The following is a 25,681-nucleotide window of genomic DNA, read 5'->3' as shown; positions in this document are numbered from 1 at the left end:
TTAGGAAGCAGGTATGTCTTTAACGGAACAACAGCAAGCTCAACTAGATAAAATTCAGTTAGATGCAAGTTGGAAAGAGGCTTTAAGTGATTTTTTACTGAGCCCCAAAATGGATGATTTAAAGCAGTTTTTGATGGCTGAAAAACATGCGGACAAAGTGATTTATCCCCCTAGTTCGCTGATTTTTAATGCACTGAATACAACCCCCTTAAACCGTGTGAAAGTCGTTATTTTAGGGCAAGATCCTTATCATGGGCCCAATCAGGCCCATGGATTAAGTTTTTCCGTGCAAAAGGGGCTTGCATTACCGCCGTCTTTACGTAATATTTTTCATGAGTTGAATACCGATCTGGGAGTTCCTGTTTCTAAACATGGTGACTTAACCCGTTGGGCTGAACAAGGTATATTATTGCTGAATGCAGTTTTAACTGTTGAAGCAGGTCAACCCACTTCACATCAAAAACAGGGATGGGAAGATTTTACCGATCATGTTATTGATGTATTAAATGAGCAGTGTGAGCATATTGTGTTTATCCTATGGGGCGCATATGCTCAACGTAAAGGTCAACGGATCGATCCAAATAAACACCTGATTTTAAAAGCTGCACATCCATCACCTCTGGCAGCAAACCGTGGTGGATTTTTTGGCTGTAAAGTATTTTCTAAAGCAAATAATTATCTGAAACAAAATGGCATTGAGCCGATAAATTGGCAGCTGGACGCATGACACAATCTCCTGAATTAAAAAATTATCATCCCGATCTCATTGTAGAAGAAGCAAGAAATGGCTGGCGCGTTGTTCGCCTGAACCGTCCAAAATCTCTGCATGCGCTGGATGAATCCATCGTAACTTCATTATTGGAAGTCTTTCAAGATTTTCAGCATGATGATGCTGTCAAAGCGATTTGGCTGGATTCAACTACACCAAAAGCATTTTGTGCGGGTGGGGATGTACGTAAACTTCGTCAATTAGTAATTAATGGTGAAGTTGAGACGGCAAATAAATTCTTTGAACAAGAATATGCTTTAGATTTATTGTTGCATAACTATACTAAGCCGATACTTATTTGGGGTGAGGGTTATGTGATGGGCGGAGGGCTGGGCTTATTCATGGCTGCGCCTTTCAGATTGGTTACCCCTTATTCACGTTTAGCCATGCCGGAAATTAATATCGGTTTATATCCGGATGTCGGGGCAACCCGGTTCTTGGCGGATCGTGGCGCAATTGGATTATTTACGGGTTTAACCGGTTCAATCATGACTGCAGCCGGTGCTTACGGCATTGGTTGGGCGACGCATATTTGTGATGCACAGCGTGATAATGTGCTGGAAACAGTCATTAATATTGATTGGGGTCATTATCCAGCCGGTGATTTTCGTGCCATTGATGACACCTTAAATAGTATGCATCGTCCAGTGGGCCCGGGACCATTACAAAACTCATTGGATGTGATTCAGAGTGTTTGCCGTGGTGTGAACTTTGAGCATGACTATGAAGCGATTATTGGTTTGAGTGATGCGCGTAGTGACTGGTTACGTCAGGCGAGTGAAAACTTGCAAAAAGGTTCACCTACCACTGCTGCGTTAACATGGTTGTTGTGGCAATGGGGCAAACAGGTTCATTCTTGGAATGAAATTTTTGAACTTGAGACGGAAATTTCGGATTGGAAGATTCGGCATCCAGATTTCGTAGAAGGTGTTCGCGCACGTTTGGTCGATAAAGACCTCTCTCCAGAATGGACCAAAGGTACGGATTTCTCCCTGAAAGCAATTTTGTCTGCTTGTCCACCTGTGACCAAAAATGAGAGCTGGAATAATCTATTGAAACACTATGGTGTGATCGGTTAACAATGACTGATGCAACACAATTGACGGATGAGTACTGGATGCAGTTTGCTTGTGAGCAAGCTGCTATTGCAGCCTCGAAACAAGAGATTCCTGTCGGTGCGATTATTGTCAGTCAGAATCAAATTATTGGCGCAGGCTACAATGCGCCAATTTCTTTGAATGATCCCACTGCACATGCAGAAGTTCAGGCCTTGCGTCAAGCTTGCTCCAATCTTAATAACTACCGTCTTCCGGAAGATTCGGTTCTTTATGTGACTTTGGAGCCTTGTACTATGTGTGTCGGGGCTTTAATTCATGCACGTGTAGCTAAAGTGGTGTTTGGTGCAACCGAACCCAAAGCGGGTTCCTTGATCAGTGCAAGAAAGTTATTTGAAACAGGGTATTATAATCATCAGTTTGATGTTGAAGCTGGATGCTTAAATGAGCAATGTTCCAAACAGCTGAGTGATTTTTTTAAAATGCGTCGTGAGCAAAAACGACTGCAGCGATTACAAGAAAAGTCTTTAAATGATCAGAATTATTAATAAATAATGTAAAATGGAATGACAATAAGTATTGTCAAATAAAATTTAGGATTAAGTCATGAATTCCATTCAGATAAAAAAAGAATTTAACGCACCCATTGAGCAAGTTTTTGATTTGTTGTCAAAACACTCCACTTATAATGTCGCTTTCGCACCGATTCAGGTAGAACGCATTAAAGACTCCGCAGATCCTGAACGTCCCGATGGTATTGGTTCAGTGCGTCGTATGGGTTTTGGTCCATTAAAACTGCTGCAAGAGCAAATTACCTTGCTTGAACCTAATCAGCGTATCGAATACCAGATTATTAAAAATCCTTTAGTGAAACATCATTTAGGGATTATTGAGTTTGAAGCAAAAGATGCTGACAAAACTTTAGTGACCTACACCATTGAATTACAGGCGCGAGCACCTTTTGTAAGTAAATTAATCCTTGCACAGCTTAAATCTGCGATTAAACTAGGTTTTTCAAAATTAGCTAAAACTGTATAGCGTAAAGTGGAAAATTAATGACAGTTCAAATTATTACTATCGATGGTCCAAGTGGTTCTGGAAAGGGTACACTTGCGGCTAAACTGGCCGCACACTATCAATTTCATTTACTGGATTCCGGTGCTTTATATCGTTTGCTGGGGCTGTCATTACATCAACAAGACTTGTTAGATTGTCTGGATTCAGCACTGGATCAGTGCATTAAAATTGCAACAAATTTAGACATAAAGTTTGTTACAAATGAAACGGGTACTCAAGTTCAACTTGAAGGTGAAGATGTGACTCAAACCATTCGTACTGAACGCGTGGGTGAGTTTGCTTCAAAAGTTGCTGCAATTCCTGAACTTAGAGCAGCTCTTTTAGAGCGTCAACGTGCTTTCGCGCAAGAACCGGGCTTGGTTGCAGATGGCCGCGACATGGCGACTTCTATTTTTCCTGAGGCTCAAGCCAAGATTTACCTGACTGCTTCGGCTGAATCGCGAGCAGCGCGACGTGTAAAGCAGTTGCAGGGTATGGGGCTAGATGTTAAAATAAACGACATTTTAGCTAATATACAAGCTCGAGACAAACGAGATATGGAACGCACAGTCGCTCCACTCAAGCCAGCAGCAGATGCATATATCATTGATAGTTCAGAATTGGGCATCGATGAGGTATTCCAGTTGATGACCAATTTTGTCGAAAAGCAATTAGCCAATTAAAGAATTTTCAGCCAAAGCATAGCTAGATCAGTTTATTACGGACTATGTGGAAGCTTTATTAAACCGGCCTTGTCTGATCCAAGACCGCTGAACTTTATCAGGTATATCATGACCGAATCTTTTGCAGCCCTCTTTGAAGAAAGCGTATTAAATTTCAACGTTGAAAAGGGTGCTGTCATCCAAGGCGTTGTTGTAAGCATCGACTCTGACTGGGTAACAGTTGACACTGGCCTTAAATCAGAAGGTATTGTTGACCGCGCTGAATTCTTAAATGACCAACGTGAACTTGAAGTTCAAGTTGGTGATACTGTTGATGTTGTTGTTGAAGCTCTTGACAACGGTATGGGTCAAACAGTTCTTTCACGCGAAAAAGCAAAACGCGCTGAAACTTGGACTAAACTTGAAAAAATCTTTGAAGACGGCGAAATCGTTACTGGTGTTATCTCTGGTAAGGTTAAAGGCGGTTTCACTGTTGACATCGGTCCAGTTCGTGCGTTCCTTCCAGGTTCTTTGGTAGACACTCGTCCTATTCGTGATACTACTCACTTAGAAGGTAAAGAGTTAGAATTCAAAGTAATCAAACTTGACGCTAAACGTAACAACGTTGTTGTTTCACGTCGTGCGGTAATGGAAGCTGAATCTTCAGCTGACCGTGAAGCTCTTCTTGCTCAGCTTGAAGAAGGTCAAACAGTTACAGGTACTATCAAGAACCTTACTGATTACGGCGCATTCGTTGACCTTGGCGGTATCGATGGTCTACTTCACATCACTGATATGGCTTGGAAACGCATCAAGCATCCTTCAGAAGTTGTTGAAGTGGGTCAAGAAGTTACTGTTAAAGTACTTAAATTTGACCGTGAACGTAACCGCGTATCTTTAGGCCTTAAACAATTAGGCGAAGATCCATGGTTAGCAATCATGAACCGTTACCCTAAAGGTTCAATCGTTAAAGCTCGCGTAACTAACCTTACTGATTACGGTTGTTTCGCTGAAATTGCTGAAGGCGTTGAAGGTTTAGTACACGTTTCAGAAATGGATCACACTAACAAAAACATCCACCCATCTAAAGTTGTTCAGATTGGTGACGAAGTTGATGTTATGGTTCTTGAAGTTGATGAAGAACGTCGTCGTATTTCTCTTGGTATCAAACAAACTCGTGCTAATCCATGGGAAGAGTTTGCTAAAGACCACGACAAAGGCGAAAAAGTTTCTGGTACGATCAAATCTATCACTGACTTTGGTATCTTCATCGGTTTACCAGGCGGTATCGATGGTCTAGTTCACTTATCTGATATTTCTTGGAACGAACAAGGCGAAGAAGCTATCCGTCGTTACAAGAAAGGTGACACTGTTGAAGCGGTTATCTTGTCTGTAGATGCTGAAGGCAACCGTATCAGCCTTGGTATCAAACAAATGAACAACGATCCGTTCAATGATTTCTTGGCAACTAACGAACGCGGTGCTTTGGTTAAAGGTACTGTGACTGCTGTTGACGCTAAAGGCGCAACTGTTAAGTTAGCTGACGAAGTTGAAGCATCTCTTAAAGCTTCTGAAATTAACCGCGATCGCGTTGAAGATGCAACTAAATTCTTGGAAGTTGGTCAAGAAGTTGAAGCTAAAATCATTAATGTAGATCGTAAATCACGCTCTATCAACTTGTCTATCAAAGCGAAAGACGAAGCTGAAGAGAAAGAAGCAGTTGCTAGCTTGAAAACAGCAACACCTACTTCAGAAAATGGTCCTAAGACTATTGGTGATTTGATCAAAGCTCAAATGGGTAACTAAGTAGGCGTTAAAATGTATTGTTAATGTAAGTTAACTAATACTTTTTACACAAATACTGTAAACGGTAGCGTAGTATTAACTTATTGCGCTACCGTTTTGTATTTAAACACGTTATTATCGGATCATCTACAAAGTAGCTTGATAATTAAAGAGGTCGCAGATGACTACGGAAGCGTTAAATAAGTCTGACTTAATAGAGCGAATTTCCCTTAAAAATCCACACTTAGCAGAACCTTTAGTCGAAGAAGCTGTTAAAATCATGATTGATCAAATGATAGCTGCATTATCATCTGATAATCGGATTGAAATTCGTGGTTTTGGCAGTTTTGCTTTGCATCACCGTGATCCACGTGTGGGGCGTAATCCTAAAACAGGAAAGTCTGTTGAAGTTGCTGCAAAAGCAGTTCCACACTTTAAACCTGGTAAGGCATTACGTGATGCAGTAAACGAATCTGCAGAGTAATAAAAAATTCCAAAAAGGGGTATTTATGCGTTACGTACTGGTTGCTTTGCTAATTGTACTGTTTGGCTATTCACTGGCTTTGGTTTTACAAAATGGTACTGAGCTAAGTGTAGATCTGTTATTTACCCAAGTTCCTGCTATGCGTTTAGGTTTATTGTTATTACTCACTTTAGCTTTAGGTCTGGCGTTGGGTTTATTATTAGGTGTGCAAATTTTCCGAGTATTTCAAAATAATTGGGAAATTAAACGATTGCGTAAAGACATTGAACATCTTCGGAAAGAGCAAATTCAAACTGCTCAATTGGCTGCTGCTGAAGCTGCAGCTCATACTAGGCATGAAAAAACTGTATTAGATATTACCAACGAAAATAAAAGCCCATTATAATGGGCTTTCTTTTTTCCTGACTGAAGGTAAATTCTCTTGAGTATCATTGTTGCCCTGGATGCTAAAAGCCAATATGACGCGTTAACCATTGCAGAGCAATTAGACCCTGCATTATGTCGAGTAAAAGTTGGTAAAGAGTTATTTACCCATGAAGGTCCAAGTGTAGTTAAGGCACTGCAGGACAAAGGCTTTGAAGTGTTCCTCGATTTGAAGTTCCATGATATTCCAAATACCACGGCCCAAGCTGTTTGTGCAGCAGCCGATTTGGGTGTATGGATGGTGAATGTACACGCATCAGGTGGTCGTAAAATGATGGAAACCTGTGCAGAGCGTTTAAAAGCAGGGAAGTACCAAACTCAATTGATTGCTGTGACTGTATTGACTTCTATGGGGCGTGATGACTTAAAGGATATCGGTTTAGATATTGAACCCTTTGAACAGGTAAAACGCCTTGCTAAGCTCACTCAAGACAGTGGCTTAGATGGAGTGGTGTGTTCTGCACAAGAAGCCAAAATGCTTCGTGAAACATTGGGTCAAGATTTTGCTTTAGTTACTCCAGGTATTCGTCCAGCAGGTTCAAATGCAGATGATCAAAAACGTATTGTGACTCCCCAGCAAGCGATGCTGGATGGTTCAACACATTTGGTGATTGGTCGTCCGATTACTCAATCAGAAAATCCGAGCCAGACTTTGAAAGATATTTTGGCGACAATGTAATCTGAATTTGATGTATTCAAAAGCCGACTTAATGTCGGCTTTTTTGTTTTAATGCTTTTAAATCTTACCTAACGCTCCTTTTCCAAAGGAGGAGGATAATCCCTAAATGGAAGTGAAGGATTTAGTCAGATTTATTTATAAAGCAGCCAACACACTCACTAGAATCGGTGCAAGTATAGAAAGAATAAAGCCACTGACCATGGCATGCGGAATAAACTCATTGCCACAAGCTTGTTTAACCATAGGGAGGGTGACGTCCATTGCAGTTGCTGCAGCGGATGAAATCGCAGAACGTGGATAACGCCAACCAATGCTATACATCAGTACAATCGCAATAATTTCTCTGAATAAATCATTCATTAATGCAATGCTGCCAAGCTCGGCGCTTTTTAATTCAGTCACGACAATGCCGGTCATGGAATAAAAACCATAACCTTGCGACAGCATAATCAGATCTTTTAAGCTGATATCTTTCACAATTGCTGCGGTAAAAAATGCACCGGCTAATGAACCGAAAATACAGCCAATTGGTACAAGCATGATTTTCCAGTTCAGCCATGAGCGATCGAGCGGGGAATATGCTAAATCCAAACCAATCAAGAACATGAAAATGAGTAGGAGATTCCAGGTGCTCACATGCAAGTTGTAATCAAAATGATTAAATATTTCAGCTAGTCCATAGCCTAATGCGAGTGCAATAAAAGCATAACTAATGTTAAGCAGCGATTTAACCAATAACTCTGCGGATACTTTACCTTGTGCTGGTTGATAGCCAATACTTTTAAACAGGATATAGCAGCACAGAAAAGCACCGAGTGAGGTTGCAATCGAGAGTATGAGTGCATTGGATAAAATTTGCAGTGGGCTGCTTATGCTGTGTAGTGTTTGAGAAAATTCAATCGCGATGGCAATCAGGAGTATGTAAGTAAAATAGGGCAGAACTTTAAAAGCTAAACTTTCTAACCATTGAGGAAGTTTACGTGCAAGAACGAATCCAAGGAATAAGCAGAGAAGAAGTTGAATGATCAACCAGAGCGATTGCATAGAAAAAGTCGGCAGGTGAAAAGACACCTGCGTATTATGGCCATTAATTATTTAGGCTGCACGACTTCCCGAGGTTTTATTTAGCAAACGGTAATCAGCTGGATTAAGTTTTTGCGTTTTTAACCAATATTTCCATGTATAAGTAGGCCAAAGTGCAAAGTTTTTACCGCCATCTTGCTGATACCAGCTCACACATCCAGATTGCCAAACAGTTCCATTTAGCAGACTTTGCACCTCTGCATTGAATTGGTCTTGGACTTGGGTTTTCACCACAATGGCATGGCTATGGGTGTGTTCAACCAATTGAATCATTTGTAATATGTAATTGATCTGTGACTCGATCATAAAGATCACCGAGTTATGTGCCAAAACTGTATTGGGTCCTAAAAGCTGGAAAAAATTTGGAAAACCTTTGGTGCAAATTCCATAAAAGCTTTCCGCACCATCATGCCAGGCTTCTCGTAAATCGAGACTATTTTCTCCGGTGCATTTAAATGATTTTAAATAGATACGTGGGTCGGTAATAAAGCCTGTTCCATAAATCAGGCAATCAATTGCACGTTCTTTGCCATCTTTGGTAATGAGGCTGTTGGCGGTGAGTTCTTGAATGTCATCGGTAACGAGTTCGACATTGCGCCGATTAAAGGTTGGGTAGTATTTATTGGACACTAAAATTCGCTTGCAACCCATAATGTAATTTGGTGTGAGTTTTTGCGCCAGGCTTTTATCTTTCACTTGATATTTAATGTAGGCTTCCGCGAGTTTCTGGGTGTATTTCATCACGGTTGGTTTAACAATAGGCACTACGCGTGATTCATTTGACCAATAGAGACGTGCACGATGCAACTTTCTAAACCAATCAAACTTATCGAACAGCTTTTTTTCCAAATTTGAATAATTACGTTCATCGCGTGGAATGACCCAAGCTGCGGTACGTTGAAACACATACAGTTGCTTCACTTTGGAGGCGATTTCAGGAATATATTGAATAGCGCTACCCCCCGTACCAATGGATGCAACATTTTTATTGCTGAGATCGTATTGATGATCCCATTGCGAGGAATGAAAAACTTTGCCCTGAAATTTTTCAATGCCTTTAATGTGTGGAATTTGCGGCACATGTAAAGGACCAGATGCGAAAACCACAAATTGTGCAATCAGGGTTTCATCATTATTTAATGTCAGTTTCCAGTCGCAACTTTGCTGATTATATTCTGCCGCCAAAACTTCACAGTTAAAGTGGCAGTATTTTTTTAAATCATAGTCGGTAATTAAGTCTTGTATATATTTAAAGATTTCAGGTGCTTCAGCATAGCGCTTTGACCAGTCACTTTTAGGGGCAAAAGAAAGTGAATACATATGTGATTGCACATCACAGGCTGCACCAGGATATTGGTTCTCACGCCAGGTACCACCGACATCATTGGCTTTTTCTAAAATGATAAAATCTTGAATATTATTTTGTAATAAACGAATGGCCATGGCCAAACCACCAAACCCTGCGCCAATAATGGCAACTTGAGTTTGCTGTGCTATTTGCTTGCTTTGAGTTACATCACGCATTTTTTATTTGCCTTATTGGTTTATTTTCATACAGAGTAACTGAATAGCAGATTTTGCAACATGATAGCCATGACAAAAAAATTGATAGATTCGGCAATTTGCAAGTATGGAATTTTATAGTAAAAATGGTGATATTCTTTTAATTAGAGAATGCGATGAAACGATCAATTCTTGGCTTGATGTATTTAATTCAAGGCATGCGTAGAGCAGGGATTGCAGTTGATCAAAAACTTCACAGTATTGGGCTGCGTGCTGATGCCTTGGATCCAGCTTCAATTATTCATCCGAGTTTAGAGTGGGATGTGCTAAAAGTTATTGGACAAGATGTTGCACCTGAAAAAGGTCTGTTTATTGGGCAGCATTATGCACTTGCTGGCTATGGCCCTTTGCTGATGCTGTTGGTGACCAGTGAAAATGTGCGTACAGTTTTAGAGCAAGGTATTTTATATCAATCTTTAACCCATCTAACCGGGGCTTTAAGCTTGAAATATACAGAACATAAAGTTGCTTTGTGCTATGCGCCACAAGATTTAAACAGTGATCTAGGTATACTGCGAGCGCAATGTGAAGTTTCAGGAACGCATAAATTCATTCAAGATCTTTATAAAATGATGGGATTAAACATTCCTCAAATCCATATTGAATTGCCATTTTTACGCCCAGAAAACCAAGAGTTCTTAAAAAACTATCATGATTACTATGGTTCAGACTTAGGATTTGGTTCAAAGTGTGCAGAATTCTGGTTTGATGATGCAGTACTGAATGTTCAGATTCCATCTGCAGATAAAATGACTTTTAAGATTTATGAAAGCAAATGTATGGCTGAATTAGAGCGCTTAAAAGTAGATGAACAAATTCCTTCATTGGTGCAACGGGTGCAAGATTATTTGGAACTACAGCAAGGTGTGATGCCAACGATGGCGGAAACGGCACAAGCTTTACAAATTCCAGAACGTACCTTGCGTCATCAATTGCAGCAATTACAAAGCAGTTATAAACAAATACGTGAACAACTGATTAAAGACAAGGCGTTAAGGTTGATAGAGTATAAAGAATATTCCATTGAAATGATTGCAGAGTTACTGGGCTATTCAGAGCCGGCAGCTTTTAATCATGCTTTTAAAAGATGGTTCGGACATAGTCCACGCCAGTACTTTAAATAGCCTAAGTCTATTAATGCCAAAGTGTTATATCTTCCCTCCCAAACTTCGCTATACTTTCAATAGCCTAAAATAGTATTCAATCATATGTCAGACTTAAACTCTAAGCACAGCACCGCCTTTATTCCTTTGTCACCTGCAGAACGTTATGCGCAAGCGATCTCTTCTGGTCAGTTCATGCCGGATGATGCACAGGCACAAGCTGTGCATGAGTTGGATCGTGTTTGGCAAGAATTATTGCAGCGATTCAAGGCATCGAAAAAAGCTTTCCGTCGATTCCGTCGCCAAACCTCTCCTAGAGGTGTGTATATGTGGGGCGGTGTAGGCCGTGGGAAAACCTGGTTAATGGATCAGTTTTTTGATTCAATTCCTTTTCGCCGCAAAATGCGCATGCATTTCCATCATTTTATGCAGCATGTGCATCGTGAATTAAACAAATTATCCGGACAGCGTAATCCACTTGAGTTGGTGGCTGATCAAATTTATAAAGAAGCCGTTGTGATTTGCTTTGATGAATTCTTTGTATCCAACGTAACAGATGCGATGATTCTAAGTGAATTGTTCCAAAAATTATTTGAGCGCGGGATTACACTGGTTGCAACATCTAACATTGCTCCAGACGGTCTGTATAAAAACGGGATTCATCGTGACCGTTTTATTCCCACCATTGAGATGGTGAAAAAGCACTGTGTAATTTTAAATGTCGATGCAGGAGTGGATTATCGTTTACGAGTACTTAAACAGGCACAATTGTTTAAATCTCCCCTAACGCATGATCATAGAAACTGGATCGCCCAGCGTTTTACAGCTTTGACCCAAACGCAAAAAATTTCTCAAGAGCCGATTATTATCAATAACCGTATTGTGGAAACAGTCGGACATACTGAAGACGTTTTATGGTGTGAATTTTCAGAGTTGTGTTTCAAACCGCGTAGTCCGGCAGACTTTATTGAAATCGCCAATATCTATAACACCGTGCTGGTGAGTAACGTTCCGCATTTAACAGACTACTTGTCAGAAGGCGCACGTCGTTTTATTTATCTGGTCGATGAGTTTTATGATCGTGGGGTAAAACTGTTATTAACTTCTGAAGATTCGATTATTGATATTTATCAGGGTGAAAAATTAGCCTTTGAAATTGAACGCACGCGTTCACGTTTACTGGAAATGCAGTCCGATGAGTATCTGAATGCGGAACACAAGCTTATACAGAATATAGAATCATCAACGAATTAAAAACAGGCGCCAGAAATGGCGCTTTTTTATTGCTAAAAAATATATGCTTAGTCGACGTTTAAGACTGGTCATTGTTTAATCTTTGCTCTATAACTATACCAATGTCGGGTTTAACTGCTATTTTTATACATAAATCTGCACTTAAGTCTAATTTCGACATTTCAAAAACTTTATAAACTGTAAAAAGGTATTCAAGTTGATGATGACACTGCATTTGTGAGCTATATTTTATTTAATAATATGCACATTTATTTTATAAAAAATGATCACTATTTAGCAATGTGATAGTACTATTCAGCTAGATTTAAATCGGTATACTAGAATCTCTTGTTATAAAAAGTAGCAATATCAGGAAAGACAATGACTGCACGTATTCAAAAAGGCAAGTTAGCGATTGCTAAAGAACTCTACGATTTCATCGAAAATGAAGCATTACCAGGTTCTGGTTTAGACAGCGAAACATACTGGAAAAACTTCGAGCAAGTCGTTGTTGATCTTAGTCCCAAGAATAAGGCGCTTTTGGCTAAGCGTGAAGATCTTCAGGCTAAAATTGATGAATGGCACCGCAACAACAAATTTGAATTAGAAGCTTACAAAGCTTTCCTTACAGAAATTGGCTACTTATTACCAGAAGTAGAAGATTTCAAAATCAGCACAGAAAATGTCGACGAAGAAATCGCGCTTTTGGCTGGTCCACAACTTGTAGTACCTGTACGTAATGCACGTTATTGCTTGAACGCGGCAAATGCGCGTTGGGGTTCTTTATACGATGCACTTTACGGTTTTGACGTGATCCCTGAAGAAGATGGCGCGGAAAAAGGTAAGGGCTATAACCCAGTACGTGGCGAAAAAGTAATTGCATTCGCGAAAAACTTCTTAAATGAAAATTTCCCGTTGGCAAATGGTTCACATGCAGATGTAACGCAATATACAGTAGAACACAATGGCCTGGTTGTGACTTTAAAAGATGGTTCTACCACCACTTTAGCGCATCCGGCTCAATTCGTTGGTTATAACGGCGAAGCTGCGGCACCGACTGAAATCGTATTTAAAAATAATGGATTGCATGTCATTGTTGAAATTGATGCAACCAGTCCGATTGGTCAAACAGATGCCGCTGGCGTTAAAGACTTAGTGCTTGAAGCAGCTGTAACTACGATTCAAGATTTAGAAGATTCGATTGCTGCAGTAGATGCAGAAGAAAAAGTAGAAGGCTACCGTAACTGGTTGGGCTTGATGCGTGGTACGCTCGAAGAATCAATCGAGAAAAATGGCAAAACTGTTACTCGTGCATTGAACAAAGACCGTCCGCATAAAAACCTGATTGGTGGCGTGACCTCTATTCATGGTCGTTCACTCATGCTTCTTCGTAATGTGGGTCATCTAATGACCAATCCAGCCATTCTTGTAGATGGTGCGGAAATTTATGAAGGCATTATGGATGCGTTGGTTACACCATTGTTGTCTTTTGCAGACATTAAAGGTGAAAACGAAATCAAGAACTCGCGTAAAGGTTCTATGTATATCGTTAAACCAAAAATGCATGGTCCTGAAGAAGTTGCTTTTGCAGTTGAACTGTTTGAGCGTGCTGAACAAGCATTAGGTTTACCTGCTAAAACGCTTAAAATCGGTATCATGGATGAAGAGCGTCGTACTTCGGTAAACTTGAAAAACTGTATCGCTCAAGCGAAAGACCGTACCATCTTCATTAACACAGGTTTCATGGACCGTACCGGTGACGAAATCCATACCTTCATGGAAGCGGGTCCTTTCGTTCGTAAAGGCGAAGTAAAAGGCCAAATCTGGTTCCCTGCGTATGAAAACCGTAACGTGATGATTGGTCTTCAGGCTGGCTTACGTGGTAAAGCACAAATTGGTAAGGGCATGTGGCCAAAACCAGACATGCTGCTCGACATGTATAAAACTAAAACTGAACATCCAGAAGCGGGTGCAAGCTGTGCATGGGTGCCATCACCAGCAGGTGCGGTGATTCATGCGATTCATTACCATCAAATTAATGTTGCAAAGCGTCAGCAAGAGTTGCTTGCGACTGAAGCATTGCCACTTGATGATTTATTGACACCTCCATTGGCTAAAGACACTAACTGGTCTGAAGACGAAAAGACCAAAGAGCTTGAAAATAACTGTCAGGGTATCTTGGGCTATGTAGTTCGTTGGGTTGATTTGGGCGTAGGTTGTTCTAAAGTTCTCGATATCAACAACGTTGGTTTGATGGAAGACCGTGCAACTTTACGTATCTCTTCACAACACGTTGCGAACTGGTTGCGTCACGGTATCGTTACGCGTGCCCAAGTTGAAGAAGTGATGCAGCGTATGGCGAAAATTGTGGATGAGCAGAATGCCAATGATCCACTTTACACGCCAATGTCGAATGACTTTGAAAACAACATTGCATTCCAAGCTGCATCTGATTTGATCTTTAAAGGTGGTCAACAGCCATCAGGTTATACTGAACCTCTATTGCATGCAGCACGTTTAAAGTTAAAAGGTTATACAGGCGATTAATCCCTGTTAACTGAATAAAAAAGCCTCCTTGTGAGGCTTTTTTTGTATATGATCGGCACATAATAACGGAGTATAAATCATGTATTTTTGGCGCACCGATCAACTGATTAAAGATTTGAAACAAAACAGCATTACCCAAGCCGAATTTAAAAATTATTATCTAATCAGCGGTATTTTGATTTTATTGAGTTTTTTTGTTTTAAGTCAGACTGGGGTGGATGAGCTTAAAATTAGTTTGGCTGGATTTGTCATCAATTTAGGCTTATTGATCAGCTGGATTAATGCTGCTTTCAAAGCCAATGGTGGTGAAAAAGGTCATGCATTCTTAAACCGTTTTATTGCGCTGTATTTACCGATTACCATCAAAATTACAATTTTTGCCATTGTGGGAATGATCTGTTATGAATTGATCTTTAACGTTTTTAAAGATCGATTTAATGACGCTGAACTTGCACATATTGATGCAATCGAAAGCGTCGTGGTTGACATAGCCACTTCATTTTTAATTTACTGGCGTATCTTTGTTGCCATCAAAAAAGTGAACAGTTGATTTTGATCAGGGAACAATCAAACCTCGCTTCGGGATATCTTTCCCAGTTATTCTGTTTGATTACACAGACAGATCAAAGGAATACTTCATTTCTTGGGAAAAAAATCTGGATTAGGAGGTTTTAGGGGCCAATGGAGTCTGGAAGCATTTAACTTTACAGATTGGCTGACGATTCCCAACGACCTAATACAGTCATACTTATACCGTTAAGGATATAATCGAATCAGTTTAATTTAATACCTATGCTATGTGCGCAAACTTCAAACCCTTGACACTCAAACAATTGCAGGATTTAAAGTTACCGGATATTCCTTTTGAATATCCGCAAGAAGTCTATCCGGGTTATGACTTGCCTTTATTGTTTAAATCACCACAAGGTTTTGAGTGGCGTAAAGTGATATTTGGTCTGGTGCCGAAATGGGCAGAAGATAAAACCATTGCATCTAAAACCTATAATGCACGCAATGAGACTTTATCTCAGAAACCAACCTTTAATAATGCTTTAATGAAATATAAGTTTGGTGTGATTCCTGTGGTCGAGTTTTACGAATCTAAGTATTTTGATCATAAGCCACAGCGTTGGGGTGTGCGTCGGAAGGATGGTCAAGCTGTTTTTATTGCCGCACTTTATGAAATTTGTAAGATTGGGGGTGAAGTAGTTCGTTCAGCCACTATGATTACAATGGACGCAATTGATCATCCCATGATGAAAGAATTTCATCAGCCGGGAAACATTAAACGCTCAGTGATTGTTATTCCTCACGAGCGTTTAGATGAATGGTTAAGTTGGAAATCTCCAGATATCCGATCATTTGTAGAAGGGTTTCCTGAAGATGAATTTGAATGTTCACATGTACCTAAAGCAAAAATTGAGAAAATAAGTCCTCAATTAAATTTTTTCGATTAAGCCGAGCTTAACGTGCTAAATTTTTGAAAATATGCTTGAGGCTTTCGATCATTTTTTCAATTTGTAATGGGGTCAAACCATCAAAAGATTGTTCCAAAACTACATTGGAGAGGTCATTAATCTTTTGGGTCATTTGTTGCCCTTTTTCAGTTAATAAAACTCGGGTAATTCGGGCATCATCTTCACATGAATAAGTGTCTACTAATCCTTCATCTTTCAGGCGATATACAATTTTGGTTGTGGTCGACATTTTAGAAATAATCATTTCAGAAAGATCGGACACACTTGCATGCGATTTCGATTTCAATGCAAGCAAAATACGGCGACGAGAATTGTCTAAACCATATTTTTTCAAGGCATGGTCGACATTCTGTACATGTTGAGCATGGACTTGACTAACCCAATAATATGGAAAATTATCTAAACTAAAATCTTCCACACAAGGTAGAAATTTACTATATTTTTTTGTCATTAATGTTTTTTCCTGATCTATTGTTGTAATTGTATTTTATTATTGTAACTATTTTTTGAGAAATTTTGAATCAAAATTATTTATAATACGTTTTATCGTTAAAGCAAAAAAAATACCTCCTCATTAAATTTCTTAGATGAAACTTCACTTAATGCGCTAGATTTTTGAAAATATGTCTAAGGCTTTCCATCATCTTTTCAATTTGTAATGGGGTTAAGCCTTCAAAAGATTGTTCTAAAACCACATTAGTGAGATCGTTAATTTTCTGGGTCATTTGTTGTCCTTTTTCCGTTAACACTACACGGGTAATTCGGGCATCATCTTCACATGAGTAAGTATCAACTAATCCTTCATCTTTTAGGCGATATACAATTTTGGTTGTGGTCGACATTTTAGAAATAATCATGTCAGAAAGATCGGACACACTTGCATGCGGTTTGGATTTTAAAGACAGCAAAATTCGTCGACGAGAATTATCTAAACCATATTTTTTTAAGACATGATCGACGTTTTGGACGTATTGAGCATGTACTTGGGTAACCCAATAATAGGGAAAATTATCTAAACTAAAATTTTCCATAGAAGGTAAAAATTTACTGAATTTTTTTGTCATGATAAAAGCTCCCCTAATTCATTGTTGTAATTGTAATTTTTCATTGAAGAACATTTTATTCTAAAGCCATTTAGATTCGCAATACATATTGAATTATTTTTATTGCTAATTAATATATATTAAGTTTTTCCTAATGCAATGGGAACTTATATTTATAAATTTCCTTATACGAATCAAGATTAAGCATGCTCATCTAGAAGGGATAGGCTGTAACTGTCTTGATCTTGATGAAGCCTAAGCATGCATACGACCTTAACTTGATATTGATCAAATTATAATTTAAGTGAAGATCACCATGTTCATAGTTAGTATTAGCAATGGTTTTCGACGTTTTATTGAAGGTTAATGCTTTTTCATTTGTCATAGTAAATAATCCTGTAAGTATTTTGATTGGATTAGGACTTATGCATCTAAGTTTGGCTATCGATTATTGAGATTGAATAATCTTGGCTGTATTTCATTCTAGTGAAAAAAATAGTTTTGAAAACTGATCTTTTTAACAAAAAATTTCTGATAGTTGCATCATAAGTCTAATAAAACGAAATTTTATCAATTAAATATTATGTTAAATTTCATAAAAACAATAACTTATATTGTGATATTTAATTTTTTTAATCATGCAAATGAGTTCTCCTATTTGATAGAGAAATCAAAAAATCAGACGAATAGATGAAATAAGTCACAAAATGGATGGGTGTTTTATACAGATTGGTATTTTTATGATTAAAAATATAAAAAATTAATTACAAATTTTGTAGATTGTGCATAATTAATTTATCTATTGTTGAACAGGGCATATTTATGGATCCGTCGCCGTGCAGATCTACGTTTATTTTTAACCAAATTCAGGGAATCGGAGATATAAACTAATGGAGTTTTTATTAGATCCTGGAATTTGGGTGGGTTTACTTACCCTGATTGTATTAGAAATCGTTTTAGGTATTGATAACCTAGTCTTTATTGCCATTTTGGCAGAAAAACTTCCTCCAGAACAACGTGATAAAGCACGTGTAATGGGTCTTTCCCTCGCTTTATTCATGCGTTTGGGTTTATTGTTTGCCATCTCTTGGTTAGTCACTTTGACTAAACCGCTCATTACAGTCTTTGATTGGACTTTCTCAGGTCGAGATCTCATTCTTTTATTTGGTGGTTTGTTTCTACTGTATAAAGCAGTAAGCGAATTGCATGAAAGAATGGAAGGGAAACCTGAAGTTAAAATTACAACGAATGTTGTTTATGCAAGTTTTACAGCAGTTGTAGCGCAAATTGTAGTGTTAGATGCTGTATTTTCTTTAGATTCAGTCATTACCGCCATTGGTATGGTCGACAACATCTATGTAATGATGGTAGCGATGATTGTGGCTATGGCCGTAATGTTACTTGCTTCCAAACCATTAACTGAATTTGTAAATCGTCATCCGACCGTAATTATTCTTTGTCTAAGCTTCTTACTATTAATTGGTATTAGTTTAATTGCCGAAGGTTTTGGTTTCCATATTCCAAAAGGCTATATCTACTCAGGTATTGGCGTTGCGATTGTGATTGAAGCTTTCAATCAGTTTACTCAGCGTAATACTACAAAGCATGAATCAAAGATTCCATTGCGCCACCGTACTGCGGATTCCATCTTGAGATTGATGGGCGGAAAAATGGAAACTGTCACTGACAGCGCTCAGCACTTTGAAGCTCAAGAAGCTTTTGCCGATGAAGAACGTTATATGATTGGTGGGGTATTAACCCTGGCAGAGAGGTCAGTCGCTTCAATCATGACCCCGCGAAATCAAATTTCTTGGGTAGACCTTGATGATGCGCCTGAACAAATTCGTGAACAGGTGCTCGCTGTACCGCATAGCTTATTTCCAGTTTGTCGCGGCAGCTTGGATAAGGTCTTGAGTGTGGTTCGTGCCAAAGAGCTTCTAGATGTACTTGAAGATGATGAACAACTTAAAGCTTTAATCAAACGCCATCGTCCGATCTATATTTTTGAGAAAATGAAAGTGATCGATGCGATTAATACCTTACGTACTTCTAAAGGCTCATTGGTTTTAGTCAGTGATGAATTTGGTAATGTACAAGGTTTGATTTCTCCACTCGATGTGTTTGAAGCCATTGCCGGAGAATTCCCTGATGCGGATGAACAGCTCGATTTAGTGAAAATTGATGATCATACTTGGAAGGCATCCGGCATGCTGGATGTGTATCAGCTTGAATTAGAGCTGGGCATGATGGATTTAGTTGAAGAGGATGCAGGCTATATCAGTCTTGCAGGTCTGATTCTAGATAAAACTCATGGAGAAGTGAACGTGGGTACTCAGCTTGAGTATCAGGGTGTGCACTTTGAAGTGACGGAACTGGATGATAATCGAATTAAATCTGTTTCAATTGTGCGTCGCTAGAAGGTAATTGAAGATACTCGAAAGAGATAATCAGTATCTTGAACAGTTTCCTTTTTAACCCTTTTAAAAACCCAATAGACAGGTGCTGTTGGGTTTTTTATCATTTTAATCTATCTTTTTATAGATTGAAAATAAGTTGAATTTTTCGGTGATGCCAACCTTGCTGCACAATAAACCAATTTTTGTATTAAGTTTCCGAGCGGGTATTTTACCTGCTTATGCTAAAACAAATAGAATCCTGAATACTGCCATTGGGGTTTCAATCAATCATTGAATCCTATATCCGACGATTCCTTTATGATTTGTAGCTACAATCATGCAGCCTAAAATTTATACGCATTTTGTATCCTGATAGCAAATCCCCCCGTAAAGGAAATTACCTCAGGAATATTTATACGTTTTAGATATGATTCAACAGCGTAAAAATGAGCTGCAAAAGCGCAGTAAACGTATCTTTGTCCATTCAAGTGGAATGCCGCAAACAACACCTGCGGATATTCAGTGCTTAAGCAATACTTAATCTATGGTTAGAACGGTATATGTATTAAATTTTATTATCATGAGCTCAATGTAAGAATGTTCTATATTCTGGTTTCTGAATTTTCGCAAGAAAAAGTGTGTAAAGAAGCAGATTGATTTTTATAACAAAGATTCAAGATAAAAGTTCAATTTGAGTTTCTATAGCTCAGACTGATATCGCCATAGTTAGTTGTGATAGTTTTAAAATAATCTCGATATTTTCCTTATAGTTCAATAAAAGTAAATCCAATTGTTCGGATCTGCATATTTTAGTGAATTGAATAAGGAAATGTGATGTCAAATCAGCCTTTTGATACGGATGTTGTGGTGATTGGGACTGGCCCAGCCGGAGCAACCACTGCTTTAGCCTTAGCGACTTATGGGATTTCAGTCCGTTTTTATACCCAGTTTAATGGTTTGGCGAACTCTCCCCGTGCGCATATTACCAATCAGCGCGCAGTTGAAGTATTGCGTGAATTTGATTTAGAAGAAGAAGCCAAAAGTAGGGCGACTCCATGGCAACACATGGGAGAAAGCATGATCACCACCAGTCTGATTGGCGAGGAAATTGCCCGTATTCAGGCGTGGGGAACGGGTGATTTGCGCCATGGCGACTATGTAAAGGGCAGCCCTTCGCCTTTATTCGATTTGGTACAACCTGAAATGGAAGCGCTGCTGGTGAAACATGCAGTTGCGCGTGGTGCAAATCTATTTTACAACACCGAATATTTAGATCATGAACAAGATGATGATGGGGTTCGGGTCTGGTTCTTAGACCGAATGGAAAATCGTAAATATTCAGTTCGTGCCAAGTACCTGGTGGGAATGGACGGGGCGCGCTCTAAAATTGTTGAAAAAATTGGCCTTCCGATTGAGGGTCATATGGCACGTGCGGGTACGACCTATGTACGTTTCAAAGCGGATTTAACTCAGTATGTGCAACATCGTCCGAGTATTTTGCATTGGATTGTCAATCCTGCCGCAGGTTTTGGCGAAATTGGTATGGGCTTGCTGCGTGCCATTTCTCCATGGAATGACTGGGTTGCAGGTTGGGGCTTCGATATTGCTCAAGGCGAACCACAATACACGCAGGAACAGATCATTCAGCGTATTCATACCTTTATTGGGACGGATGAAGTGGATATTGAAGTTCAAAATGTATCGGCATGGTATGTGAATCAAGCTTTTGCCCAGCATTATTCAGTCGGACGGGTTTTCTGTGGCGGCGATGCCGTGCATCGTCATCCACCATCGAGTGGTTTAGGTTCAAATACCTGCATACAAGATGCGTTTAACTTGGCATGGAAACTGGCTTTCGTCATTAAGGATTGGGCGAAAGCAGATTTATTGAGCTCTTATAGTGATGAGCGTGTGCCAGTGGGACAGCAAATTGTGGCACGTGCCAACCAGTCTAGGATGGATTATAAGTATCTTAAAGATGTTTTTGGTTTTGATCAGGGGATTACCACCACACAACAATTGTTAGACCGATTGAATGCACCGACAGCCGATGCAGCTGAATTACGTACTCAGTTAAATCATGCCTTAGAGATTAAAAACTTTGAGTTTAATGCACAAGGTGTGGAGTTGAATCAGCGTTATCAATCGGTTGCTGTGGTTTTAGATGATGAATGTGAGGAACAATGGCAAGCTGATCCGCAACTATATTTACAGGCCACCTCTCGCCTAGGAGCGAAAATTCCACATTGCTGGTTAATTGATGCCAAGAATGGTCAGAAGGTTTCAACACTGGATATTGTGGGAAATGGAAAATTAACTTTGGTGACCGGTTTGTCCGGAACTGCCTGGGAAAAGGCTGCGGATCAATTAAATTTACCTTATTTGAATGTCGTGACCATTGGGCAAGACGTGAAAGATGTTTACGGCATTTGGCAAAAAACCTGTGAAATTGCTGAAGCCGGCATGTTGCTGGTTCGCCCCGATGGTTATGTGGCATGGCGTCATCAGCAAGCTTTATATGATGATGAAGTCGCCCTGCAGAAATTAACGCGAGTGCTAGAGCAAATGCAGTATCAAATCACTTAATTCAGATTTTAAAAAGTTATGTTGAAACTTGCTATTATTGAACAGATTGCTGAATGATTTTTGCGGTAAATTGCAAAACCGGATTTTCAGAATCTGTTCGATAACTGGCATAGAGCGGTAAGGTGGGCAAGTTCTGTTTCAGTTCAATTGACTGTACATTGGGATTGAGCAATTGCCGTGCATATTCAGGAATAAAGCTCCATCCAAGCCCCATATTGATGAGATTGATATGTTGCAGGGCATTGGTGACTTGATATTTATATTGCAGTTTTAAGTGTTCTTTTGCAGTGAACTCATCAATTCGCTGATAGAAAACTGGAGAAAACAGCGGGTCGCAGACAATAAAGTCATCGTTTTGAATTTGTCTTAAGTCTTGAATCTTACGATTGGCAATATAGTTTTGATGGGCAACAAATAATAATTTTTCTTCAAACAGCATGCTGCTGCTATAAACCGGATCATCAATACAGATGCGACTAAAAATCAAATCCAGTTCGGAGTTTTTCAACGCCTGAACCTGTTCGCTACAGGATAAACTTCTAATTTTAAGGTCGACTTGCGGGAATTGAGCGCGAACCCGTTGAATGACTTGGGGAATAATGGTCATTTCCGCAACGTGCAATACGCCAATAAACAGCTGTTGCTGACCTTGATGATTGGCAATTTGACGTGCATGAGCGATGGCAAGTTCCGCGTATTTAATCGATTCCAGCGCATATTTTAAAAAACCTTGCCCCTCTAAAGTCAACGCTATTTTTCGAGCACTGCGGTCAATCAGTTGTACACCCACTTCTTCCTCTAAGTCTTTAATTTGCTGACTGAGGGAAGGTTGCACGGTACAGAGTTTTTCTGCGGCACGGGTAAAATTGAGTTCTTCAGCCAGCATCACAAAGTAACGTAAATGTCTAAGTTCCATTGAGTATTTTCCTGCTGAAAACGATTTTACCCTATAGCTCAAAAATTAAAATCCATGCAGAATCATTCACACGAATAAAAAGATGTTTTAGATTTTAAGGATTTTGATATCGGCGTATTGCTGAATTAAATCTGGATTTAAACTGTGAATATAATCCATGAATACAACATTAAACTGGCCCATCTTTTGTGCTTTTTCAAAGGCCAATTTTCCTGCAATGGCAAAATGGGTATGTGCAGCAATGGTGGCAATCGTCGGTGTGGTCACTGCACAGTAAGCCGCGATTAAAGCACCGAGCGCACAGCCTGTCGCAGTGACTTTGGGTTGTAAATAAGAGCCGCCATAGACTTGAATTACCCTACCCAGTTCTTTGCTTAAAATAAAATCAGATTCACCTGAAATAGCAATGCATTCAGCATGTGCTAGCAGGACTTTGGCATGGGTGTACACATCGGCACTGTCCAGAGTACTATCCACACCTTTGGATAGTACTTGATTGCCTGCAAGAGTACTGATTTCTGAAGCATTACCACGAATCACGCTGGGATGATATTGCAGTAATTCATCCACCATATCCGAGCGCCATTTTAAAATAGGACCATAACCGACTGGATCGAGCACCCACGGGGTATTGTTACGCTGCGCCGTTTGTGCAGAAATTTGCATGGCCTGCATTTGCTCAGGGGTTGGTGTACCCAGATTAATGCTAAGGGCGGCAGAAATAGTGGTAAAACTTTCGGCTTCGAATGGATTATCAATCATGGCAGGAGAAGCACCCGCAGCCAGCAAAACATTGGCTGCATAATTGGCTGCAACGCTATTGGTAATACATTGCACCAAAGGCTGCTCCATTTGCAGCTGTGTCCATGCTTCAACAATTTGTTCGATCAATGTTGAAGTTTGATCCATAAGATAATTCCTTAAGTTATATAGGATTAGATAGACTAGACATAGGGTTCACTGTCTATGGAGTGAAATTTTACTGGGTAAAATAATGGTCTTGATGCTTACAGATTCGACAGCATAAGGTCACATAATTTTCAGCATCATAATCGACAGTCAGCTCATTAGAACCACAATACATGCAGCGTTTTTGTGAATAAAAGCTTAAGCGCGGTTCAACCTTTTTCCAGATCCGCCAAATCGGCTGGAAAAAAATACTTTCATCATAGCCCAGAAAGCGGAAAAACAGGATTTCGCTCATCTTGCTAAAAGGAATATTGTGAGGACGTGGCAGGGTCGATGTTTCCCACTTTTCTGTCACGGCCCGTTCACGATATTGCTGTAAAGTTTTCTTTAACAAGTTGGTGTTAATAAAGTTTTCATTACGGGTTTGCAAAGCTTTTTGTTGATGCAAATATTCCAAAGCAGTTTGTACCAGATAATAGATTTGGCCCACAGCCAAGGAATCCATCAAGCGATAACAAAAGGTCTGAAAACTGTTGTTTCCCGCAATTTGTATACCCCAGGTGCGACAATAAAACTGGGCAAACTGAATAATTTCCTGATACAGCACTAAATAAAGCACATTTTTCACTTCATCTGCATTCTTAAAAGGCACACCCATGGTTAAATTTTCATAAAACCAGTTTCGGAGTTGCTGGGTAATGCTAAACAGACTCGGTTCAGAATAACCATCCAAACGCACATTGACATAGTAATGATGTGCCTCGGAGGCAAAATCCTTGGCAATCAGGATTTGTTCTTTCACCAGTTGCTTGACCAGATAATTTTGAAATAAATAATTCGGGGTAATGGAATGGAATTTAATACTTTCCCAGTCAATATATTCATGATGCGTGGTATGTTCCTGAACCTGATTGTCCAAAATACTCAGTAAAAATAATTTATTCAGAAAACTGATTTGATCGAGTCGATATTCAACATTATCTTTATTTTTTGATTTGATTTTGCGCTGCTCTTGAAGACGCGTTTCGGTGAGCATTTTTTTTCGATTAATTAAACATTTGTCACAATGACAGTTGGTGCGTCCATCTTGAAAGACACGATGCTGACAGTGACTACATTCATGAAAATTAAGCGCCTGATCGTACTGTTCTGCTTCAATCCAGAACATGGATGCCTGACACAAAGGGCATGATGTACTTTCATCTAACTGTTTTTGCAGAATCTGAAGGAGCATAGAAAGAGTCAATCACAAGTCTGGTTAATCATTTAAATGATTATACACATCTCTTTTATTGTAACGTGATGGAATAGCGCTGAATCAGCAATAAATCCATACCGGTAAATACAGCTGAACTTTGCGCTTTGAAATAGCCTAAGCATTCATGGTTCATATTGATAAAGATGGAAAAGCCAATTTTCCATCTTCATCAGAACAGAAAATATATGAAGGATTTAAATTCTTTAATTAATAAGAAGCAGGGCAAGGTAATGATTCGTCTTCCTGACCTAATTGTTTTGCATTAATTAAAGCCTGAACCTTTTTAGAGGAAATTTTTTTGCTGCCTAATGAATCGTAATTGTTCAAAATTGCGCAAATATCGGGCGATTGCATTGGAATACCTTCACAGCTCATAAACATCGCAATGACTTTGTGATCAATTCCTGCAGCATCGAGTGTTTGCATGGTTTTGATGTTTTCCACCCGGACTATATGGTCTTTTAGATACATGGGACACCTCTTTTAATTTTGACTTAATTTTATAGTGCGCTTTGCACAAATATATTCAAGCAAAAAACGTGCTCAAAATGTAGTCATCTTGAAAATATCTGTCATTTTGAGTTAAGTCATTTTAAAGTCGCTGATGCAAGTTTTAAATAATGGAAATAGACAGTCTAATCCCGCTATTTTCT

The 25,681-nt window shown here is 39.3% G+C and carries 24 protein-coding genes; 16 read left to right on the top strand and 8 right to left on the bottom strand.

The window, feature by feature from the left end; genetic code table 11:
• Positions 1-13 precede the first annotated feature (13 nt).
• The 9 genes from ung to pyrF all read left to right on the top strand — a co-directional run bounded on the left by ung (position 14) and on the right by pyrF (position 6,913).
• On the top strand, positions 14-727 hold the full coding sequence (gene ung, locus E0H80_RS05090; protein ID WP_131363757.1) for a uracil-DNA glycosylase: 714 nt from the start codon (positions 14-16) through the stop codon (positions 725-727).
• Positions 724-1,848 (top strand): enoyl-CoA hydratase/isomerase family protein, encoded by a 1,125-nt coding sequence (locus E0H80_RS05085; RefSeq protein ID WP_131363755.1) that lies wholly within the window; start codon positions 724-726, stop codon positions 1,846-1,848. The genes ung and E0H80_RS05085 overlap by 4 nt, the downstream gene beginning before the upstream one ends.
• Before the next feature lie 2 nt (positions 1,849-1,850).
• Positions 1,851-2,372 (top strand): tRNA adenosine(34) deaminase TadA, encoded by a 522-nt coding sequence (tadA, locus tag E0H80_RS05080; RefSeq protein ID WP_131363753.1) that lies wholly within the window; start codon positions 1,851-1,853, stop codon positions 2,370-2,372.
• A gap of 58 nt (positions 2,373-2,430) precedes the next feature.
• Positions 2,431-2,862, top strand: a complete 432-nt coding sequence (locus tag E0H80_RS05075; protein ID WP_131363751.1) for an SRPBCC family protein — start codon at positions 2,431-2,433, stop codon at positions 2,860-2,862.
• A gap of 17 nt (positions 2,863-2,879) precedes the next feature.
• Complete coding sequence (cmk, locus tag E0H80_RS05070; protein WP_131363749.1) at positions 2,880-3,563, top strand: (d)CMP kinase; 684 nt, start codon at positions 2,880-2,882, stop codon at positions 3,561-3,563.
• Positions 3,564-3,671: 108 nt separating this feature from the next.
• Positions 3,672-5,348 (top strand): 30S ribosomal protein S1, encoded by a 1,677-nt coding sequence (gene rpsA / locus E0H80_RS05065; protein WP_131363747.1) that lies wholly within the window; start codon positions 3,672-3,674, stop codon positions 5,346-5,348.
• Positions 5,349-5,508: 160 nt separating this feature from the next.
• The gene (locus E0H80_RS05060; protein ID WP_004648770.1) at positions 5,509-5,811 is read left to right on the top strand and encodes an integration host factor subunit beta; all 303 of its coding nucleotides are present in this window, start codon (positions 5,509-5,511) and stop codon (positions 5,809-5,811) included.
• Positions 5,812-5,836: 25 nt separating this feature from the next.
• Positions 5,837-6,196, top strand: coding sequence for a lipopolysaccharide assembly protein LapA domain-containing protein (locus E0H80_RS05055; protein WP_131363745.1), 360 nt, complete (start codon positions 5,837-5,839; stop codon positions 6,194-6,196).
• Positions 6,197-6,232: 36 nt separating this feature from the next.
• A complete protein-coding gene (gene pyrF, locus E0H80_RS05050; RefSeq protein WP_131363743.1) occupies positions 6,233-6,913 on the top strand; it encodes an orotidine-5'-phosphate decarboxylase in 681 nt (226 codons plus the stop codon).
• Between the two features lie 135 nt (positions 6,914-7,048).
• Here pyrF and E0H80_RS05045 read toward each other — a convergent pair whose 3' ends face one another.
• Positions 7,049-7,957: a lysine exporter LysO family protein gene (locus E0H80_RS05045; RefSeq protein ID WP_131364041.1), complete on the bottom strand. Its 909-nt coding sequence runs from the start codon at positions 7,955-7,957 to the stop codon at positions 7,049-7,051.
• A gap of 51 nt (positions 7,958-8,008) precedes the next feature.
• Positions 8,009-9,520, bottom strand: coding sequence for a flavin-containing monooxygenase (locus tag E0H80_RS05040; RefSeq protein WP_131363741.1), 1,512 nt, complete (start codon positions 9,518-9,520; stop codon positions 8,009-8,011).
• Positions 9,521-9,675: 155 nt separating this feature from the next.
• Between E0H80_RS05040 and E0H80_RS05035 the strand changes: the two genes are divergently transcribed.
• The 5 genes from E0H80_RS05035 (at position 9,676) to E0H80_RS05015 (ending at position 15,899) form a co-directional block, all read left to right on the top strand.
• Positions 9,676-10,683, top strand: coding sequence for an AraC family transcriptional regulator (locus E0H80_RS05035; RefSeq protein WP_131363739.1), 1,008 nt, complete (start codon positions 9,676-9,678; stop codon positions 10,681-10,683).
• 84 nt (positions 10,684-10,767) lie between these two features.
• Complete coding sequence (zapE, locus tag E0H80_RS05030; protein WP_131363737.1) at positions 10,768-11,916, top strand: cell division protein ZapE; 1,149 nt, start codon at positions 10,768-10,770, stop codon at positions 11,914-11,916.
• 360 nt (positions 11,917-12,276) lie between these two features.
• Positions 12,277-14,442, top strand: coding sequence for a malate synthase G (locus E0H80_RS05025; protein WP_131363735.1), 2,166 nt, complete (start codon positions 12,277-12,279; stop codon positions 14,440-14,442).
• A 79-nt stretch (positions 14,443-14,521) separates the two neighbouring features.
• Entirely contained in the window at positions 14,522-14,992 is a 471-nt protein-coding gene (locus tag E0H80_RS05020) for a hypothetical protein (protein WP_131363733.1), read from the top strand.
• 247 nt (positions 14,993-15,239) lie between these two features.
• A complete protein-coding gene (locus tag E0H80_RS05015; RefSeq protein WP_131363731.1) occupies positions 15,240-15,899 on the top strand; it encodes an SOS response-associated peptidase family protein in 660 nt (219 codons plus the stop codon).
• Between the two features lie 7 nt (positions 15,900-15,906).
• On the opposite strand, the gene E0H80_RS05010 is transcribed toward E0H80_RS05015, so the two are convergent.
• Both E0H80_RS05010 and E0H80_RS05005 read right to left on the bottom strand, forming a co-directional pair.
• Positions 15,907-16,371, bottom strand: a complete 465-nt coding sequence (locus tag E0H80_RS05010; RefSeq protein ID WP_067866825.1) for a MarR family winged helix-turn-helix transcriptional regulator — start codon at positions 16,369-16,371, stop codon at positions 15,907-15,909.
• Between the two features lie 148 nt (positions 16,372-16,519).
• Positions 16,520-16,984 (bottom strand): MarR family winged helix-turn-helix transcriptional regulator, encoded by a 465-nt coding sequence (locus E0H80_RS05005; RefSeq protein WP_067866827.1) that lies wholly within the window; start codon positions 16,982-16,984, stop codon positions 16,520-16,522.
• 869 nt (positions 16,985-17,853) lie between these two features.
• Here E0H80_RS05005 and E0H80_RS04995 point away from each other — a divergent pair.
• The gene (locus E0H80_RS04995) at positions 17,854-19,380 is read left to right on the top strand and encodes a TerC family protein (protein ID WP_131363729.1); all 1,527 of its coding nucleotides are present in this window, start codon (positions 17,854-17,856) and stop codon (positions 19,378-19,380) included.
• Positions 19,381-20,193: 813 nt separating this feature from the next.
• Positions 20,194-21,945, top strand: a complete 1,752-nt coding sequence (locus tag E0H80_RS04990; protein ID WP_131363727.1) for an FAD-dependent monooxygenase — start codon at positions 20,194-20,196, stop codon at positions 21,943-21,945.
• Positions 21,946-21,979: 34 nt separating this feature from the next.
• On the opposite strand, the gene E0H80_RS04985 is transcribed toward E0H80_RS04990, so the two are convergent.
• From E0H80_RS04985 to E0H80_RS04970, 4 genes are all read right to left on the bottom strand, one after another.
• Positions 21,980-22,861, bottom strand: coding sequence for a LysR substrate-binding domain-containing protein (locus E0H80_RS04985; protein ID WP_131363725.1), 882 nt, complete (start codon positions 22,859-22,861; stop codon positions 21,980-21,982).
• Between the two features lie 87 nt (positions 22,862-22,948).
• Complete coding sequence (gene thiM, locus E0H80_RS04980; RefSeq protein ID WP_131363723.1) at positions 22,949-23,770, bottom strand: hydroxyethylthiazole kinase; 822 nt, start codon at positions 23,768-23,770, stop codon at positions 22,949-22,951.
• 70 nt (positions 23,771-23,840) lie between these two features.
• A complete protein-coding gene (locus E0H80_RS04975; protein WP_131363721.1) occupies positions 23,841-25,004 on the bottom strand; it encodes a hypothetical protein in 1,164 nt (387 codons plus the stop codon).
• A gap of 231 nt (positions 25,005-25,235) precedes the next feature.
• Positions 25,236-25,499 carry a hypothetical protein gene (locus E0H80_RS04970; protein ID WP_067866841.1) on the bottom strand — a complete coding sequence of 88 codons (264 nt, stop codon included), beginning with the start codon at positions 25,497-25,499 and terminating at the stop codon, positions 25,236-25,238.
• Positions 25,500-25,681: the final 182 nt, after the last annotated feature.

The organism is Acinetobacter sp. ANC 4779 (assembly GCF_004331055.1).
Lineage (GTDB): Bacteria > Pseudomonadota > Gammaproteobacteria > Pseudomonadales > Moraxellaceae > Acinetobacter.
Note: the sequence above shows the minus strand (reverse complement) of the source record. Positions and strands in the feature narration are given on the sequence as shown.